The sequence below is a fragment of the Pseudarthrobacter sp. CCNWLW207 genome (assembly GCF_037203945.1).
Taxonomy (GTDB): Bacteria; Actinomycetota; Actinomycetes; order Actinomycetales; family Micrococcaceae; genus Arthrobacter.
Genome location: NZ_JBBCBS010000002.1, coordinates 524,404 through 542,148 on the forward strand (window position 1 = coordinate 524,404; position 17,745 = coordinate 542,148).

Annotated in this window: 17 protein-coding genes; 11 read left to right on the forward strand and 6 right to left on the reverse strand. The window is 66.0% G+C overall.

The window, feature by feature from the left end; all coding sequences use genetic code 11:
* The 3 genes from V9L17_RS05500 to V9L17_RS05510 all read right to left on the reverse strand — a co-directional run bounded on the left by V9L17_RS05500 (position 1) and on the right by V9L17_RS05510 (position 2,376).
* Positions 1-1,035 (reverse strand): 1-phosphofructokinase family hexose kinase, encoded by a 1,035-nt coding sequence (locus tag V9L17_RS05500; RefSeq protein ID WP_337350749.1) that lies wholly within the window; start codon positions 1,033-1,035, stop codon positions 1-3.
* Positions 1,032-1,835 (reverse strand): DeoR/GlpR family DNA-binding transcription regulator, encoded by an 804-nt coding sequence (locus V9L17_RS05505; protein ID WP_337345626.1) that lies wholly within the window; start codon positions 1,833-1,835, stop codon positions 1,032-1,034. The genes V9L17_RS05500 and V9L17_RS05505 overlap by 4 nt, the downstream gene beginning before the upstream one ends.
* A 283-nt stretch (positions 1,836-2,118) precedes the next feature.
* Positions 2,119-2,376 (reverse strand): DUF6458 family protein, encoded by a 258-nt coding sequence (locus V9L17_RS05510; protein WP_337345576.1) that lies wholly within the window; start codon positions 2,374-2,376, stop codon positions 2,119-2,121.
* Between the two features lie 224 nt (positions 2,377-2,600).
* Between V9L17_RS05510 and V9L17_RS05515 the strand changes: the two genes are divergently transcribed.
* The 3 genes from V9L17_RS05515 (at position 2,601) to V9L17_RS05525 (ending at position 6,983) form a co-directional block, all read left to right on the forward strand.
* The gene (locus tag V9L17_RS05515; RefSeq protein ID WP_337345577.1) at positions 2,601-3,218 is read left to right on the forward strand and encodes an alpha/beta hydrolase; all 618 of its coding nucleotides are present in this window, start codon (positions 2,601-2,603) and stop codon (positions 3,216-3,218) included.
* Between the two features lie 492 nt (positions 3,219-3,710).
* Positions 3,711-4,442, forward strand: a complete 732-nt coding sequence (locus tag V9L17_RS05520) for an HAD family hydrolase (protein WP_337350750.1) — start codon at positions 3,711-3,713, stop codon at positions 4,440-4,442.
* Between the two features lie 198 nt (positions 4,443-4,640).
* Positions 4,641-6,983 (forward strand): glycoside hydrolase family 65 protein, encoded by a 2,343-nt coding sequence (locus V9L17_RS05525; RefSeq protein WP_337345579.1) that lies wholly within the window; start codon positions 4,641-4,643, stop codon positions 6,981-6,983.
* A 136-nt stretch (positions 6,984-7,119) separates the two neighbouring features.
* Here the strand turns inward: V9L17_RS05525 and V9L17_RS05530 are convergent, their stop codons facing one another.
* On the reverse strand, positions 7,120-8,445 hold the full coding sequence (locus tag V9L17_RS05530) for an MFS transporter (protein WP_337350751.1): 1,326 nt from the start codon (positions 8,443-8,445) through the stop codon (positions 7,120-7,122).
* Between the two features lie 42 nt (positions 8,446-8,487).
* Here V9L17_RS05530 and V9L17_RS05535 point away from each other — a divergent pair, with 42 nt between their 5' ends.
* From V9L17_RS05535 to V9L17_RS05550, 4 genes are all read left to right on the forward strand, one after another.
* Positions 8,488-9,237 (forward strand): SDR family NAD(P)-dependent oxidoreductase, encoded by a 750-nt coding sequence (locus V9L17_RS05535; protein WP_337350752.1) that lies wholly within the window; start codon positions 8,488-8,490, stop codon positions 9,235-9,237.
* 3 nt (positions 9,238-9,240) lie between these two features.
* The gene (locus V9L17_RS05540; protein WP_337345582.1) at positions 9,241-9,831 is read left to right on the forward strand and encodes a hypothetical protein; all 591 of its coding nucleotides are present in this window, start codon (positions 9,241-9,243) and stop codon (positions 9,829-9,831) included.
* 88 nt (positions 9,832-9,919) lie between these two features.
* Positions 9,920-10,732 carry a hypothetical protein gene (locus tag V9L17_RS05545; protein ID WP_337345583.1) on the forward strand — a complete coding sequence of 271 codons (813 nt, stop codon included), beginning with the start codon at positions 9,920-9,922 and terminating at the stop codon, positions 10,730-10,732.
* Positions 10,716-11,465, forward strand: coding sequence for a LamB/YcsF family protein (locus V9L17_RS05550; protein ID WP_337350753.1), 750 nt, complete (start codon positions 10,716-10,718; stop codon positions 11,463-11,465). The genes V9L17_RS05545 and V9L17_RS05550 overlap by 17 nt, the downstream gene beginning before the upstream one ends.
* Before the next feature lie 235 nt (positions 11,466-11,700).
* On the opposite strand, the gene V9L17_RS05555 is transcribed toward V9L17_RS05550, so the two are convergent.
* On the reverse strand, positions 11,701-13,197 hold the full coding sequence (locus V9L17_RS05555) for an HNH endonuclease signature motif containing protein (RefSeq protein ID WP_337350754.1): 1,497 nt from the start codon (positions 13,195-13,197) through the stop codon (positions 11,701-11,703).
* 116 nt (positions 13,198-13,313) lie between these two features.
* A complete protein-coding gene (locus V9L17_RS05560; protein ID WP_337350755.1) occupies positions 13,314-14,651 on the reverse strand; it encodes a DUF445 domain-containing protein in 1,338 nt (445 codons plus the stop codon).
* 50 nt (positions 14,652-14,701) lie between these two features.
* Here V9L17_RS05560 and V9L17_RS05565 point away from each other — a divergent pair, with 50 nt between their 5' ends.
* The 4 genes from V9L17_RS05565 (at position 14,702) to V9L17_RS05580 (ending at position 17,346) form a co-directional block, all read left to right on the forward strand.
* Entirely contained in the window at positions 14,702-15,577 is an 876-nt protein-coding gene (locus tag V9L17_RS05565) for a glycerophosphodiester phosphodiesterase (RefSeq protein WP_337350756.1), read from the forward strand.
* 121 nt (positions 15,578-15,698) lie between these two features.
* Complete coding sequence (locus V9L17_RS05570; RefSeq protein WP_337350757.1) at positions 15,699-16,184, forward strand: DoxX family protein; 486 nt, start codon at positions 15,699-15,701, stop codon at positions 16,182-16,184.
* Entirely contained in the window at positions 16,142-17,038 is an 897-nt protein-coding gene (locus tag V9L17_RS05575) for an AzlC family ABC transporter permease (protein WP_337350758.1), read from the forward strand. The genes V9L17_RS05570 and V9L17_RS05575 overlap by 43 nt, the downstream gene beginning before the upstream one ends.
* On the forward strand, positions 17,035-17,346 hold the full coding sequence (locus V9L17_RS05580) for an AzlD domain-containing protein (protein ID WP_337350759.1): 312 nt from the start codon (positions 17,035-17,037) through the stop codon (positions 17,344-17,346). The genes V9L17_RS05575 and V9L17_RS05580 overlap by 4 nt, the downstream gene beginning before the upstream one ends.
* Positions 17,347-17,745 lie beyond the last annotated feature (399 nt).

The window sequence follows — 17,745 nt, forward strand, 5'->3', positions numbered from 1 at the left end:
TCAATCCTTTCGAAGGGCCGTGATGGTTACGGCATCCGGGGTGGTTTGGTGGACTGCCGGGACAGTGGAACCCGGCAGGGAGGCGGCGGCGGCACCGTGTGCCACAGCCTGACGGAGGCAATCGGCCGGGGCGGCGCCCTGGCCGTGGGCGAGCAGGTAGCCGGCCAGCGACGAATCGCCTGCGCCGACCGTACTGACCGCGGCGACCGGCGGATGCGTGGCCAGCCACGCGCCGTCGGCCGTAACCAGGACAGCTCCCTTGGATCCGAGAGTTGCCAGCACAGCACCCACACCGGAACGCACGACGGCGGCGGCGGCCGCTGCGGCGGCCTGCGGATCCGCTTCGAGTTCGTCTGCGGTTGACGCCGTGGCGAAGCCGGCTGCTGCAGCCAGTTCCGCCAGTTCCTCGGCGTTGGGCTTAAGGAGGTCCGGCTTCCCGGACACACCGTCCTGCATCACACCGTCCGGCGAGGTGCCGGTAACGGCGGCCACGAGCGGCCCGCCAGAGGAGTCGACGGCGATGAGCGGCACGCCGCCGTCGGCCCCGGGACCGTCACCAGTGCCGGCGGAACTACGCAGACGCCGCGCGACGGTGGCGTAGAAGTCGGCCGGGAAGCCCGGCGGCAGGGAACCTGCCAGGACTACCCAGCTGGCGCCGCGGGCGCGCTCCAGGAGCAGCATGATCAGGGCTTCCTGCTCTTCTGCGCTCAGGACCGGCCCGGGCTCGTTGATCTTGGTGGTGACGCCGCCCGGTTCGGTGAGGGCCACGTTGGTGCGCAGTGGCTCGTCAATGGGCAGGGCGGCGAACGGGACGCCGTCGTGGTGCAGTCCGGCCAGGACGGGATCGCCGTCGCCGCCCGGGAGTACTGCGATGGTCTGCAGGCCCGAGGCGACCAGGGCCCGGGAAACATTGACGCCTTTGCCACCGGATTCCTGGCTGACCGAAACGGCGCGCTGGACCTCACCGCGTTCAAGCGGCCCGGGCAGGGCTACTGTGCGGTCCAGGCTGGGGTTGGCTGTGAAAGTGACGATCACGCGATCACCACGTCAACGCCGGCCTCTGTCAGGGCTGCTGCCAGTTCCGGGCTGGGCTCGCTGTCTGTAATCAAGGTGTCCAGATCTTTCAGGGAGGCGAACTGGACCAGTGTTTCTGCGTCCAGCTTGGAGGAATCGGCCAGCACCACGATGCGGCGGGCCGAATGGACGAAGGCTGCTTTGACGGCGGCTTCTTCAGGATCGGGAGTGCTGAGGCCAAAACTGGGGTGGATGCCGTTCGTGCCGATGAAGGCGACGTCCGGACGCAGCCGGTGGGCGGCATCCACTGTTGCTTGCCCTACAGCGGCCTGGGTGAGGCCGCGCACCCGGCCGCCGAGGATCTGGAGGGCGATTCCGGGCGTGCTGGAGAGCTTGGCGGCGATGGGCACGGCGTGGGTGATCACCACGAGCTCGGCTTCAGCTCCGGCCGCGGAAGGTTCGACGGCGGTGCGCCGGGAGAGCAATTCGGCCAGGACTTCGGTGGTGGAGCCGGCGTCGATCAGGATGCTTCCCGAGGAGGTTTGCGGAACCAAAGCCATGGCTGCTTCGGCGATGCGCCGCTTTTGGTCGGGGCGCTGGACCGAGCGTTCGTTGATGCTTTCTTCGGTGGTACTGAACCGGTCTGCCGCGACGGCACCGCCGTGGACGCGGCGAACTGTCCCGGCGTTTTCCAGGGTCGCGAGATCCCGGCGGACGGTTTCGGTGGTGATGCGGAAGCGCTCAGCCAGCAGGGTCACGCTGACCCGGCCGCTGCCGGCAACAAGCTCGGCAATCTTCTGCTGGCGCTCCTCGGCGAACACATACCCTCCGTTGCGTAAAGTCCTGCTGGATTTCTGAGTGACTGGCATCACATGATGTGGAATTACTTGACTTTATCTTTGTTTGTGTTGGTTTGTCAATGGAAACCCACATGAAACAAAGTACGCGGGAGCTTTTGTCCACTTCCAAAGAGTTAACCGGGTTGGAAGTCCCCGCACCTGGACAAGATTTTTTTGGGGTCGCGGGGCAGTGAAAAGCCGGGCCGGACCGTTGTGGTCCGACCCGGCTCGTGGGGTTCATAGTGTGGCGCTTGCCGTCCGGAGGCTACAGGTTTCCGTCGCGGCTTTCGTTGCGCGTGATGCGTTCTCCCGTGTTGGGGTCCACTACCGAGCGGGTTTCGCTCACCCTCCGGCTGCGTCCGGGTGAGGCCAGGATCAGCGAGGCGATGAGCCCGATAACGCCTACCGCCATCAGGATGTACCCGATCAGTACCTGATCCACGAAGGGAATCAGCCCCGGTGCGATGGCCCAGGCCAGGATGGCGCCGATGGCGATGAGGAAGATTGAAGAACCGATTCTCATGACTTGCTCCTTATTGTCCGCGGATTGTGGGCGGTACTTCTGGAACTGCAGGACGTGTTCGTTTGTTTGCCAAGCAGAGCCAGGTTTTTTTGCTAAGCATGCTGACTGTCTAGCGTCAGGCTACAGCGCGGTGTGCGCTGATTCAATGACCGGGCAGGGGTGCGGCGCCGGTGCGTCCGTGCGCCATTGCGCCGCAGGGCGGGCCTGCTGGTTAGGCTGATCCGATGGAAACAGTTGTGTGGTCCAAGCCGGAGGAAGAGCGGGCCGGCACGCCACTGCTCGTGATGATGCACGGCTACGGCACCGACGAATCCCGGATGGTGCGGCTGGTTGACTACCTGCCCTCGGCGTTCACTTGCGCGGCACTGCGGGCACCCATGATCATCGGCGACCACTATGGCTGGTTCCTGCTGGACTACTTCCTCGCCAACGACTTCGCCGATGTCATCAGCACCACGAACAAGGTCCACGACTGGATCAATGCAGTCAGGGGCCAGCACAGCAGCGTGAGCCTGATGGGGTACTCGCAGGGTATGGCGATGGCCAGTACACTGCTCCGCCTGCACCCCAAGAGCTATGAAACCGTGGTGGGGTTGTCCGGCTTCGTACTGGACAACGACCTTTTGGCAATGACTGACTCCTTCGACACCCCGCCGCCTTTCTTCTGGGGAAGGGACAAGGCTGACCTGGTGATCAATGACGATGCCATCGCCCATACCGAGGAGTGGCTGAACGCCAACACCCTGCTTACAGCCAGGACCTATCCCGGCATGGGGCATGCTATGAGCAAGGCGGAGATGGTGGATGTCAGCGCCTTCCTGCGCCATTACGTCCTCAAATAGGCCCTGCCAAGCCATCACATGGCCGTGGATTACCTCCTCGCACCGGTGTGGCTGGGGTCCGAGAGTTTCGTCACACTCCGTGGCGGGGAAAAAACAGTTGCGCGCTAAATTTGTAAGCGCTTACACTCGACTTCGGCCGTAATTCAACGGCCCTGGAACTGGGCGGAAGGAGATCTGCGGCGTGCACCTGTTCAACGTGCCCGTTTGCGCTGCTAAGCTGCCCGCCAGTTGCTGGCCTGCCCGTCAGGCTGCCCCTCGGTTTGTCACGGGACCTCACGGCGTTCATGATGGAAGAAGGTATTCATCAGCGCCCCTCCGGCCAGCCGTGGCATTCAGGCCCACGCCCCCGCGCCGCGCTTGCTGATCACAGCGGACATCGTCGCCGCCCGCATCCCAAGCACTGCCATTCCATGCACCGCCATTCCATGCACTGCCTACGCCAGGCATCGCGCCCCGAGCCTGCCAGCCGTCTGAAAGGACACCGCACCGCGCATGACTGATCTTCTGACACAGCCCACCAGTTGGACCGGCGCCTCCGCCATTCTCTTCGACCTGGACGGAGTGCTGACCCCTACGGCCACTGTTCACGAGCAGGCCTGGCAGGAACTCTTTGAAGGCTACCTGGCGTCCCAGCCAGAGGTGGACGGCTACCGCGAGAGCGACTACTTCGACCACATCGACGGCAAACCGCGGTTCGACGGCGTCCGGGACTTCCTGTCATCCCGCGGCATTGTGCTTCCCGAGGGTCCCACTGACGACGATCCCACGCACGCCACGGTGCAGGGACTCGGCAACCGCAAGAACCAAATCTTCAACGACATTGTGAGCTCCGGCGTGGAACCGTTCGATGGCTCAGTGCGTTTCATCGAAGCCGTGCTCGCCCAGGGTCTGAAGGTCGCCGTGGTTTCTTCTTCCCGGAACGCCCCGGCGGTCCTTAAGGCGGCTGGCTTGAGTGACCGCTTCCGGGTAGTGGTGGATGGTGTGGTGGCAGCCGCCGAAGGCTTGCCCGGCAAGCCCAGCCCCGCCACGTACGACTACGCGGCCCGGCTGCTGGATCTTCCCAGTGAGGAATGCGTTGTGGTGGAGGATGCAGTGTCCGGCGTACAGGCCGGCCACGCAGGATCTTTCCATTCCGTGATCGGGGTGGACCGCGGCGCCGGCAGGCAGACGTTGCTGGATGCCGGAGCCACCATGGTGGTCAGCGACCTCGAGGAACTCCTCTAGCCCACTGAACGCAGCCAGCCGGTGAGCCCCGGCTGTTCCCCGACAGCCAGCTCCGCCGGTCCTCCCGCGCCACCCCGGCCCCCAGGCCGGCCCGCACAACCAAACCCTCAGTGCATGCCCGCAGCGGGCATGCGCAAAGCGCCCCCAAGCCGGATGAGACCCGGCTGCACAGCACAACGCCAAAAGGACCCCAACACCATGGCTCTTATCACCGCGGACCGCGAACGGTTCCCCAACACCCCCTGGCAGCTTGTGGAAACGCGCCACGAGCCGGGCAACGCGGGTACCCTGGAGACCCTTTTCGCGCTGGGAAACGGACACCTTGGCATTCGCGGCGCCCATTGGGCCGCGGCGGACGCTGACCTGCCTGGCAGCTTCATCAACGGCCTGCACGAAATCTGGGACATCAAGCATGCCGAGAACGCCTTCGGCTTCGCGCGGACCGGGCAGCGGATCATCTACATCCCCGATGCGAACAACTTCACGGTGATCATCGACGGCGAGCCACTTAGCCTGGCCGAGTCGGCAGTACTGGACTACCGGCGCTCGGTGGACTTCGCCACCGGTATCTATGAATGCCGCATCACGTGGCTGTGCCGCTCCGGGGCCACGGTCACCACCACCGAGCGCCGGGCAGTGGGCTTCGCCTCCCGCGGCAGCCTGGGCATCTCCCTGGAAGTCTCGGCAGACCGGGACGTGTCCGCGGACGTCACGTCCTCGGTCATCAACCGCCAGGACCAGCCGGTGGAGGACCACTCCGAGCACGACCCGCGCCGCGCCGGCCGCCACGCAGGCCGTGTCCTGCTGCCGTTGCGGCTCGAGGGCGGCGACGGCTCGCTCCGCCTCTCCTGGGAAGCGGCGGAATCCAAGCAGCGCGTGGGGATCGCCGTTGACCACTGGACCTCCGCCGGCCACCAGCCGTTCGATACCCTGGTTGACCAGGACGATAGCAGCGTCCGGTACGTCCTGGCCGTCGGCGCCGATGAGCCGTTCCGGCTTGAGAAAATCGTCAGCTACGCCGCCGGCCGTGGCGTCCAGGACTCCGGACGGGACGCGGCGGAAGTCGCCGAAGAGGGCTTGCGCTCAGTGGAGGACATCTTTGCTGAAAGCCGCGAGCACTACAGCGACTACTGGGCCACCTCCGACATCGTGGTGGGTGGCCAGTCCGAACTGCAGCAGGCCATCCGTTGGAACCTGTTCCAGCTGGCCCAGGCCACCGCGCGCGCCGACGTCGCGGGCATCCCCGCGAAGGGAGTCAGCGGCTCCGGCTACGAGGGCCACTACTTCTGGGACCAGGAGGTCTACCTCCTGCCCTACCTGACCTACACCAACCCCGAGGGTGCCCGCCAGGTCCTGGAATTCCGTCACGAGATGCTCCCCACGGCCAGGATCCGCGCCAAGGAGCTCAGCGTCGACGGGGCACTGTTCCCGTGGCGCACCATCAACGGGCTCGAAGCCAGCGCCTACTACGCGGCAGGCACCGCGCAGTTCCACATTGCGGCGGCCATCGCGTTCGCCACCAACCGGTACGTCTGGGCCAGCGGCGATGCGTCCTTCCGCGACGGAATGGGTGCCGAACTGCTGATCGAGACAGCCCGCATGTGGATCTCCCTGGGCTTCTTCGGTAAGGACGGGCTCTTCCACATCCATGGCGTCACCGGTCCGGACGAGTACACGGCCGTGGTCAACGACAACCTCTACACCAACGTCATGGCGCGCTTTAACCTGCGCGCCGCCGCGGCCCTGGACCACACCGAGATCAGCGACGACGAACGCCAGCTCTGGGCAGCCGCGGCTGACCGCATGCAGCTTCCGTTCGACGAGCGGATGGAAGTCCACTCCCAGGACAACGACTTCATGACCCTGGAGCCCTGGGACTGGACCACGCCCCGGTCCAAATACCCGCTGCTGCTGCACTTCCACCCGCTGGTGATCTACCGCCACCAGGTCCTCAAACAGGCCGACACCGTCCTGGCAATGTTCCTGCAATGGCAGGACTTCACGGCCGAGGAAAAGCGCCGGGCGTTCGATTTCTATGACCCCATCACTACCGGCGACTCCACCCTCTCTGCCTGTGTCCAGGGGATCATGGCCGCAGAGGTGGGCTACCCCAAAGCCGCCTTGGAACACTTCACCAATGCGGTGTTCATCGACCTGGACGACACCCACGGCAACACGATCGACGGCGTGCACATCGCGTCCACCGGCGGCGTATGGAGCTCGCTGGTCTGCGGCTTTGCAGGCCTCCGCGACCAGGGCCCTGTGCCGTACTTTGATCCGCGCCTGCCCGCTGAATGGGAAAGCCTCGCTTTCCACCTCAAGCTCCAGGGCCGCCTGCTGCAGGTGCAGCTCGACGCCGGCTCCCTCACCATCACAGTGTCCGAGGGCCAACCGCTCGACGTCGACGTCCGCGGCGAACTGTTCAGCGTAGGCGCGGAACCGGTCCGCGTGGCGCTCGCACCCGTCCAGGTTCCCGAGCCCACGGTCTTCCCCAGCGGACCACCGACGGCGAGCGTCCCCGTGGTGCGCGCCCGCGCGTAGCTGTCAATACACCTTGCCGGCGCTCCCGCCCGAGCCGCGGCATTGAGTATTTAGGCGACCGCGCCTATTTAGGTGCCTAGGGCCTGGAGCCTGGAACCAGGAGCCAAGAGCCTGCAGGAGACTGACACTGTGCACGTCAGTCTCCTGCTGCCGTCGTGCGTTCCACTTCGGGGACCCGGTCCAGCGGGTGGTCCAGCTCATCCTGGGGCATCTTCGCGACGATGGACGCGACCACCGCCACGATGGGGCAGACGCCGCCCGCCACCAGGAAGATCAGCCAGATGGGGAGGACTTCCGCGGCGGGCCCGGCCAGTGCCATCGACACCGGCATCAGGGCGAGCGAGACAAAGAAGTCCAGGCTGGAGACCCTGCCGAGCAGGTGGGGCGGGACGCGCCGCTGAAGCAGCGTGCCCCAAATGACCATGCCCACGCTGCCGGTGGCACCAAAGACGAACAGTGCCGCGGCCAGGGCCCAGAAGTTGTCCATGATTCCGACGGCGGCCAGAGGCAGCGAGCCCACGCCCCAGGACGCCATCATCACCGTGAGATACCGCCGGGGCAGCCGCAGAGACGCAGTCACCAGCGATGCCGCCGCGCCGCCGACGCCCATGATGGCGAGCAGGAAACCGAACATGCTGGAGTCGCCGCCCAGCTGGTCGCGGACCACAAATGGCAGCAGCACTTCGATGGGGCCTATGAGGAAGAGTACTGAAATGCAGGCCCAGAGCAGGGTCCAGAGCAGCCAGGGGGTCCGCAGGGTGTAGGTGATGCCTTCTCGGAGGTCGTGGAAGAAGGATGACTTGGCCCGCTGTTTCCCGGTCATTCCGCTGTTGCGTGGGCCGGCTTCGGTTCCGTTAGCGGGTGCGTCCAAAGCATGCTGGCCCAGGAAATTCAGGATGATGAAGGCCATCAGGTGGCAGGCTGCGACACCCGCGACCGCATGCGTGGGCGACAGTGCGGCCACCAGGACGCCGGCGAGGGCGGGCCCGGCCGCCTGCTGGAGGGTGGGACGCATGGTCCCCTCCATTCCATTTGCCGCGAGCAGGTCCTCGGGCGGCAGGATCCGGGGCAGGATAGCCGAGTAGGCGGGGAAGAAGAATGCCGCGCCGACACCCAGCACAAAGGCGCCCACTGCAAGGTGCCAGATCTCCAGCCAGCCGGCGATGGACAGGGCGGAGATGCCAGCGATAACGGCCAGGTTGGCGCCCTCCACGGCGATAATCAGGAGCCTCTGGGGGAAACGGTCAGCCGCGATGCCTCCCGCGAGCACAAACGCGACCAGGCCCACGCTGCCGCCAGTGGCAACGAGAGAGAGCTCCAGAGGGCCGCCGCCGAGGTGGATCACCTGGTAAACCATGGCGACAGCCCACATCCCGGATCCGAAGATGGAGATGGCAAGGGCTGCGATCAGGACCCGGTACTCACGGTGCGCAAAGGGCCGCAGGGCTTTGGGGGTGGGCATAGGGTAAGTCTAGGCTTTGGCGGGATATCGGGGGGTACTGGAATGCAGCCTGGAGGGTTAGATCAACAGCCGGCTCATCGGGGCGGGCCGCAGCGCGGGCAGGGGCAGCGGCTCGCGGTGGTCACCGGCGCCGGCCGGGGTTTCGGTGCGGCGCTCGCCCGGGAGCTTTCGGTAGCGGGATGGCTTGTGCTCGCCGTGGTGCGGCAGGCCTCCCGTGCGCCAGCGTTGGACGGGCTGGCGGGTGTTCAGGTGGTGATCCACGATGTCAGGTCTGATGACCTGTCCGCTGTGGTGGACGCGGTGCGCGGGCGGCCGGTGGACGTCCTCATTAATAACGCGGCCCAGGGGGCGGCACACCAGCGACTCGGTGGCGTGGATGCGGCAGGTGTCCTGAACGCCGTCGACGTGAATGCGGCCGGGCCCCTGCGCATGGTGCAGGCGCTCCTACCGCAACTGCTCTCCTCTGCTGACCCGGTCATTGTGAACATCACGTCCCGCCTGGGGTCCGTGTCGGCCCAGGCACGCGGCGACTTCGCAGGCCTTTCCACAAGTTACGCGTACCGGGTGTCCAAGGCAGCCCAGAACATGGTGACGGTGTCGCTGGCGCAAGATCTTCAGGGGCGGGTCCGGTGCTGGGCTGTCCATCCTGGCAAGCTCGCCACCGGGATGGGCCAGGCCGACGCCGTCAAGCCCCCGCGTGTTGCGGCGCGGGAGTTGCTGGAACTGCTTGAGTCAAACGAACGCCGATCGCCGAGATTCGTCTCCCTCGGTGCTCCCGATTTGGACTGGTGAACGTTGGAAAGCACTCCTGGCGGGGCGTGGCGGCGCAGCCTGGCATTCGTAGGCGCCAACCATGGCCTTGCCCTGCATCCGGTGAATGCCAATGGCGAACAGGTTCCGGGCGAAGCAGCCAGCTGTTTTGCCTCCTTCTGGATGGCGGAATGGTCGCGCTGGGGCACCGGTAAGGCGCTGATCATTGCGACTCTGCAGGGATGGCGCAGTTACGGAAGCAACGAATACTTCGCCGCCACGCTCGCCACTGAGCTGACCCGGTACTTCCCAGAGGCAGCCAGGTTCCCGCTAAGCGGGATCTCGCACACCCAGGACGAGTTCGACGTCGATCTGGACCTTGAGCACGGATTCCGCGCCACCGGCCGCAAGGCTGAGCTGGAGCTTTCAGGGGTCCTGGACCGCAGGCACTTTTCCCAGCCCGATTTCCAGCTGGGGTCCAACTCCGGGGCCCTCAGCAATGTTTATCTGCCATGCAGCAGCGGCCGGCTGGCCGAATTCGGGGTGGAGTGGCCCGGCGCGCCGAGCGTCTACGCTGGACCGCGGGGGCCGTCGTCGTCCGGGTATATGGCCGTGGCCGAATCCTGGGTGATGTAGGGGACCAACAGGGGTTGGCCTAGTGTTAAGCAACCTTAGTATTTAGGTACGGCAGCGAAGGCTGCCGCGGACGAAAGCAGAGGTGACCATGGCCAAGCGCAGCAATCCCGCCGTGCGGATCGCACAGGAAACCGCCCACAACGCGGTGTTCGACGCCGAAGGAAAGCCGAAACCAGGGGTGCACAACGTGCTTCTGAGGGCGGTGGAGATCCAGCGGCCACTGGTGTTGGCCTACATCCGCCGAGTGCAGCGCAAACAGCCCCACGCGTCCGCGGCACAGTTGGCCGTCCGGATTGAACGCGACTACCTCGCGGCGGTCACCGGCGGCGGGGCGATCGTGGGCGCGACGGCCGTTGTGCCCGGAGTCGGAACCGTCGCTTCGCTTGGACTTTCTGCTGCCGCTACTGTCGGTTTCCTCGAGGCCACAGCCCTCTACGCGACGTCGCTTGCGGAACTTCACGGCATCCGCCTGACCAACCCGGAAAAGGCCAGCACCATGGTCATGGCCATCATGCTGGGCGAGGAGGGGACGGCACTGCTCGGCACGCTAAGCGGCCAGGCGATGGGCAGGGGTGCGAGTCCCACCAAGGCGTGGGGGAACGTGCTCTCGAAGTCCATCCCGGGCTCCGGTTTCGGCGCCGTCCGAAGCAGGATCCAGAAGGCGTTCCTGAAGAGCCTGCTGAAGCGCCAAGGCACGGCCTTGTTCGGCCGGGCGCTGCCATTCGGCATCGGTGCCGTGGTAGGCGGAGCAGGAAACCTGATGATGGGGCGGGCCGTGGTGGCGAATGCCAAGGAGGCTTTCGGGCCGATGCCGGATACGATTCCAGGGGAGCTCAAAGCCACCGGCGCGGGCCCGGACAACCTCACTCTGGAAGGCAACAACCTTGGACCTCAACGCTGATCTTGGCGAATCATTCGGCTCCTGGAACATGGGGGACGACGCCGCGATGTTCCGCCTGGTCACCAGCGCCAACGTTGCCTGCGGCTTCCACGCCGGAGACCCTGTCACCATGCTGGACAGCTGTCGCGCCGCCTTCGAACTGGACGTCACCGTGGGGGCCCATGTTGGCTACCGGGATCTGGCAGGCTTCGGCCGACGCTCCCTGGACATGTCCTTTGACGAGCTTTTCGGTGACGTCCTCTACCAACTGGGCGCCTTGGACGGGGTTGCGCACGCCGTCGGGGCGTCGGTGGATTACGTGAAGCCGCACGGCGCCCTCTACAACCGCCTCGTACACGATGAAGAGCAGGCATCGGCCGTGGTTGCTGCCATTCAGGCCTATGACCCCGGGCTGCCCATTCTGGGCCTGCCGGGCTCGCAACTGCTGATCCAGGCCAAGGACGCTGGCCACCCCGTTTTTGTGGAAGCCTTTGTGGACCGCGCGTACCAGGCCGACGGCACGCTGGTGCCGCGCTCGCAGGCTGGTGCCGTGCTGCACGACGTCGACTCGATTGTTGAGCGCGCGGTGCGCCTTGCCGTGAAAGGCGAGGTGGTGGCCGTGGACGGGACAGTAGTTCAGGTCCGGCCCGACTCGCTCTGCATCCATGGCGACACTCCAGGTGCAGTCGAAATGGCCGCGGGCGTCCGCTCAGGCCTCGAAGCCGCTGGTGTGCAGTTGGAGTCGTTCGCGTAATTCGGGGAGCTTCAGACAGAGTTACATGCCGGAGCACTTCCTCGGGCATTAGCTCTCAGGCAAGAGATGTTCGGGCGGGACGTCCCAGCGCAGGGCATCACCGTGCCCGGGCGCCAATGGGCAGGACATCTCAACGCAGGACGTCTCAGCGCAGGCCCTCTCCGGGCAGGACCTCATATTGCCGGGCGCCTATGGGCAGGACATCTCGACGCAGGACGTCTCGACGCAGGGCATCTCAACGCAGGCCCTCTCCGGGCAGGGCTTCATCGGGCCCGGCGGGGTTGTGTCCTTGGTCCGGGATCGGGCCGAGGATCTGGGCAGGTAGCCAGGGTGGTTCCCAGTCTTGGTGTTCGCTTTGGTAGTGGCGTCCGGTGGGTGAGGTCCAGCCGGGTGGTTTGTCGATGCTCGCTGCGGTGGGTGTCCAGGCGGTGGTGTGTTTCAGCCGGTGGTGTTTGGGGCAGGGCTGGCCGAGGTTGCTGATGCCGGTGGTGCCGCCGTCGGCCCAGGCCAGGAGGTGGTCTGCTTCGTTGTCCAGGGACTGGTTGTTGCAGCCGGGAAAGGGGCATTTGCCGTCCCGCATCCGGAGCCATTGGCGCATCGCGGCAGGAACCCGGTAGCTTTGGCGGCCGATCTCCAGGGGCGCCCCGTTCCGGGGGTCGGTCAGGACGCGGTGGAACGAGCCGGCGCCGTCGGCGACCAGGTTGCGGGCCATCGACGCGGGGATCGGCCCGTACCCATCGAGGGTGGCTGGTTCGTCGGTGAGGCCCATGAGCGCGAACACCGGCACGGTCACCAGGACCTGCGCCGCCGGCGACGGGACCCGGCCCGTCGACTCATCGGCGGGGCCGCCGTCAGCCGTTGTTTCATCGCCCGCGGCGCCGCTGAGGAGCAGTTTGGCGGCGATGTCGGCGCGGAGCTGGGTCATGGTGCGGGTCTCGGCCGGGCCCTGGAGGGTGCGGGCGGCGGCGGTGATGCCGTTCCAGATCCCGGCCGCCCGGTCCGCGGGCAGGTAAGCCGAAAGCCAGGCCATGCCGTCCCGGTCCGGGACGTACTCCAGCCGCCGGTCCAACACACTCCTGGCATGGCGCTTTTCGATACTCACCGGGTGGTGGCGTTCCCGCCAGGTCCTGGCCTTGTGCCGGAACCGGGACGGGACCAGCTCACCGGCCGGGCACTCCCGCACCCGGTCCGGAACGTCCGGGCCCAGGAAACGGGCCTCCAACGCCGCCGCCCCGGCGGGGTCCAGGCCGGTAGTTTCATCGACCATAACCCGCGCGTGCTGCCACGACACGTCCCCGGACTGCAGCGCTGCCAGCGTCAGCGGCAGGGCAGTGGTCAGTTCATGGGCCTGCGCCAACAGCGCCGAAGCCGAGCGTTCACTCACCGTCAGCGCACACGCGACCTCGGACACCACACCCATCTCCTGGGCCGTGTGTTCCCCAGGGCTCCTGACCGGGCCGTCCAGGGCCGCAGCCTTCCCCGCATACGCGGCGGCAAGGCGCACCCTGAACGCCGCCACCATCGCGTCCACCCGGACCGAACCGCCCAGCCCGTCCAAGCAAGCATCCGCCTGCCCCCGCAAAGGATCACCACCCCCGGAACCCATCCCGGAACCCGTCCCGGAATCCGTCTGGGAACCCCGGCCATCCAGCCCCCGGCGCACAAAGGCAGCAAACTCCGCAGCAGCAGCCTCGAAAGCCTCCACCGCCTCGTCAACACCCGGGATCCCCATACCCCCATCATCCAGCGACCCGCCAACAAAAACAGCCCAGCACATGACCTATGTGGATAACCCCCGACCCCGCTACTCGAACCTCGAGACGGGTTTCCGGCTGGGCCAGGGGCGGGTCAGCCGAAGACCAAATGCGCCGCGCTGAAGATGGCGAGCCCGGCCAGGGACCCCACCACGGTGCCGTTGATCCGGATGAACTGCAGGTCCTTGCCCACCTGGAGCTCGATCTTCTGTGACGTTTCTTCGGCATCCCAGCGCGCCACGGTATCGGTGATCACGCCCGCAATGTCCGAACGGTACGTCCGGACCAGATAGCCCGCCGCATCGCCGATCCAGGCATTGACCTTCCCGGCCAGTTCGGCGTCGTTGACCAAGCGCGAGCCGAAGTCACGGACGGCTGCCTTGAACTTCACCGTCAGTTCGCTGTCCGGATCGTCCACGGCCGTGAGCAGCGCGTTCTTCACTGTGCCCCAGGTCCGGGAGGCCAGTTCGCGGACCTCCGGATCTCCGAGGACCTGCGCTTTAATGTCCTCCGCCCGCGCGATCATTGCGGGATCATGCTGGAGGTCCTGCGCGAGGTCGTTGAGGTACTTGTCGATCGACTGGCGCACCTGGTGGTTGGGATCGGACTGAACGGCACGGGTGAATTTGAGGATCTCCACATAAACCTTGTCTCCCACGAGCCCGTCCACAAACTGCGGAACCCAGGTGGGTGAACGGTCCGAGACGAGCCGGGTGACGGTTTCGTGGTTGTCGTCCACCCAGTCGGCGGCACGGTCCACCAGCAGGTCTACCAGTTTGTGGTGGTGGCCGTCGGCGAAGATCCGCTCCGCCATCCGTCCCACGGGAGGTCCCCACGGCGGTGCCAGCAAATGCTTGCGCACCATTCCCTCGATAACCGCCTGGACGTCGTCGTCGTTCAACACCTTGAAGGCGCCGCGGATGACAGCGGCACCCTCCTTGGCCACACGCTCCGGGCCGCCGGGAGAGGCGAGCCATTCGCCGGCCCTCCTGGCAATGTTCACGCTCGCAAGCTTTTCCTGCACCACCTGCTCGGAGAGGAAATTGGTCTCCACGAACTCACCCAACGACGCCCCGATCTGGTCCTTGCGCCGGGGAATAATGGCCGTATGCGGGATCTTGATCCCCATCGGGTATTTGAACAGCGCCGTAACGGCGAACCAGTCGGCCAGCGCACCCACCATGCCGCCTTCGGCAGCAGCCCGGACGTACTGCAGCCACGGATACTCCTTCTGCAAAGCGAAGGCGAACACGAAAATAACCGCCATGGCGATGAGCAGGCCAAGTGCCAGAAGCTTCATTTTCCGCAGCGCTGCCGCCTTTTCGGCGTCACCGGCGCTGAGTTGATGGCCGACGACGGCGGCGCCCCCTGGGGCGGGCACGTCGGGCCGGGTGGGGTTCTGCCGGGTAATTGGCTCAGAGTTCACCTGCATGTGCCAAGCCTAGTCCCGCATACGATCCCCGGGTCGGCTACCGTGTCAGCATGGCCACCGACGAGTCAGTACCCCACCGGCCCCTGGTCTTTGCCCACCGGGGCGCCAGTGCCGCCTTTGCCGAACACACCCGCGCTGCGTACCTCCAGGCATTGGCCGACGGCGCCGACGGCGTTGAGTGCGACGTCCACCTCACGCGGGACCAACACGTGGTCCTGCTCCACGATGCGAATCTGGACCGCACCTCCGACGGCACCGGGCCGGTTGCGGACCGCACGCTCCAGGAGCTGAGGCTCCTGGATTTCTCGTCGTGGAAGGGCGTGCGGATTCCCGAGAAATACGGAGCCCGGTCAGAACAGTTCCTCACCTTGGCTGAGCTATTGGGTATCCTCCGCGCCGCTGGGCGGCCCGTGGGCCTGGCCATAGAGTTGAAGCACCCGAGCCCTTACCAGCTCAAGCTGGAAGACCGCGTCCTGAGCGTTCTTCGGAGTGAAGGCTGGGACCCTGGGACCTCATCGGTGGACAACGTGCGGGTGACGTTCATGAGCTTCAGCCCGGATTCGGTGAAGCACCTGCTCCGCACGGTTCCCGCGGAATTCATCTGCCAGTTGGTGGACGAAATTGATGTTGATGAAATCCGTGAGGAGTTAGGCCTGGGTGTACTGACAGGCAGCGCCATCGCCAATGTTATGAAGGCCGCGCAGTTGGAAGGCGAACGCATCCTGGACGACTGCGAAGTGAGGCTGGCGGGGCCGGGCATCGATTATGTCCGCCATCATGCCCGCACCGTGCAGCGCTGGCTGGAATCCGGCCGGCGCTTCCGCGTATGGACGGTGGATTCCGAACGGGACGTGGCGCTTTGCCAAGGACTGGGCATCCACGAGATCACCACGAACATGCCCGCGCGGGTGCTGGCCCAGCTTTAGGCGGGCGGGTGATGGCCAGCTGAAGCTGCCAACCGGTTCGGCCGCCGACCTGTTCAGTCGCCGGCCCACGCGTCCCAAGCCGCGGTTCATAGGCCGGACGGGGCTGTGGTTGAGTGGAACCATGCCTTTTCACTGGCCCGGCGCCGTTCATCGGTCCAGCACCGCCACCCATGCACTCTCTGCGGCAGCCCTGAGCGCGCTGCTCATGGCTAGCGCCATGAAACACTTCCGCGATCCCGGCTTCTTTCGCCAGGTGGTTCCGGATTATCTCTGCCGCGACGACGGCGACACCCCGGCTGCCGGCGCACCGCCCGCCGCACGGCCACTCGCCGTGATGACGCGGGAGGAGTGGATCGCGCTCAGCGGCCTCGTGGAGGCGGGCGCCGCCGTCGGCCTTCTCATCCCCGCAACGCGACGCACCACGACCACCGGCGTCGCGGCTCTCTTCGGCATGTTCGTGGCAGGCCACGTGGACGCCGTCCGGCGCGCCTGCCGCCCGGAGGGTTCATCAACCCAGCGCGCAGTGCACATGGCCCGTTTGCCACTGCAGATGCCGCTGATTCTGTGGGCCTGGAGCCTGCGGAACGCCGGACGGCGGCCCAGTTGAGGAAACTCCTGGCATCCCCGGCAGTCCGGGTGGGGCTGTCCATCAGCATCGCTACGGGACTCTACGGAGTTTCCTTTGGCGCCCTGTCTGTCACCTCGGGCCTGGACTTCTGGCAGACCATGGCGCTGAGCCTCCTGCTGTTCAGCGGAGGTTCCCAGTTCGCGTTCATAGGAGTAGTGGCGGGCGGCGGATCCGGCGTTGCGGCTATGAGCGCAGCCACCCTGCTGGGGATGCGCAACGGTATTTACGGTATGCAGCTCAACGCGCTCCTCCACCCGACGGGCTGGCGCAAATATGTGGCAGCGCAGCTCACCATCGACGAGTCGACAGCCACCAGCACCGGCCAGACCGATCCTGCTGAGCAGTTACGGGGCTTCTGGGCGGCAGGGATCGGCATCTATGTCCTGTGGAATCTTTTCACAGCCGTGGGCGCCCTTGCCGGGGCGGGGCTCGGCGATCCAAAGCAATGGGGGTTGGATGGAGCGGCCGTCGCAGCTTTCCTGGCCCTCCTGTGGCCGCGGCTGAAAGGCCGGGAGCCGGTAGCCATCGCGGTCGTCTGTGCCCTGGCGACCGTCCTCGCGGTACCGTTCGTGCCGGCCGGGGTGCCCATCCTGGTCGCTGCCGTGGTTGCGGCCGTGATCGGCTGGTTCAGTCACGGCCGCAGCGACGAGGGCCTGGAACCCGACGTAGATCCGTACGCGGAACATCATCACAGCCACCACGGCGGTCACCACTCCGTAGGCCCTACCGGCCCGGCTGGCCCGACTGGCCCTACCGGCCTGGCCGGCCCTACCGGCCCGGCTGGCCCTACTGGCCCGGCTGGCCCGGCCGGCCCGACGAAGGCGGACGCGTGAACCTTTGGACTTGGCTGCTGCTGGCGTGTGCCCTTGCCTATGCGTGGAAGCTGGTTGGCTACTTTGTGCCTGCGAGGCTCCTGAAAGATCCCCGCATGTCGCGCGTGGCAGGCACCATGACGATCGGCCTGCTCGCTTCACTGACGGTGGTCAATGCAGTAGCGTCCGGGCAAAACCTGGCGGCCGATGCGAGGCTGGGTGCGCTCGTGGCGGCAGCGGTTGCCCTGGCCTTCCGGGCACCGTTCCTGCTGGTGGTGCTGGTCGGTGCCGGGGCTGCCGCCGGCCTTCGGCTCATTGGCTGGAACTGACGCGCGCCTCGCGTTGCGCCTGCCTATGGTGACGCGGAACACAGCGGCGGTACTATGGGCTTGGCTATGCAGTTGGCCATGGACCTTTCTTGTTTAAGCGGTGACCATGGAAAATCCACTGTATATAGCCGGCAACAGATCCGGGACGCCACCCAAAGTGGCGTCCAGACGACGTGCGGGCTTGCCCGCGAAGAGGTTCTTTTCGCGCTTCAGGTCGTTATCAGATGTTCCTGCCTCGGACCTGAAAATGCTCTCTGAGCGCATCACCATGGCGTTGGATTTGGGGCATGAGCCCGATATCTCGGCCCTGCGTGCAGCCCTGCGCCACGAACTGCGCAACCGCGAGTCAGCGCTTAACGATTGACCCTTTCGGGATGGATGTATGGTCCACTGAAGAGG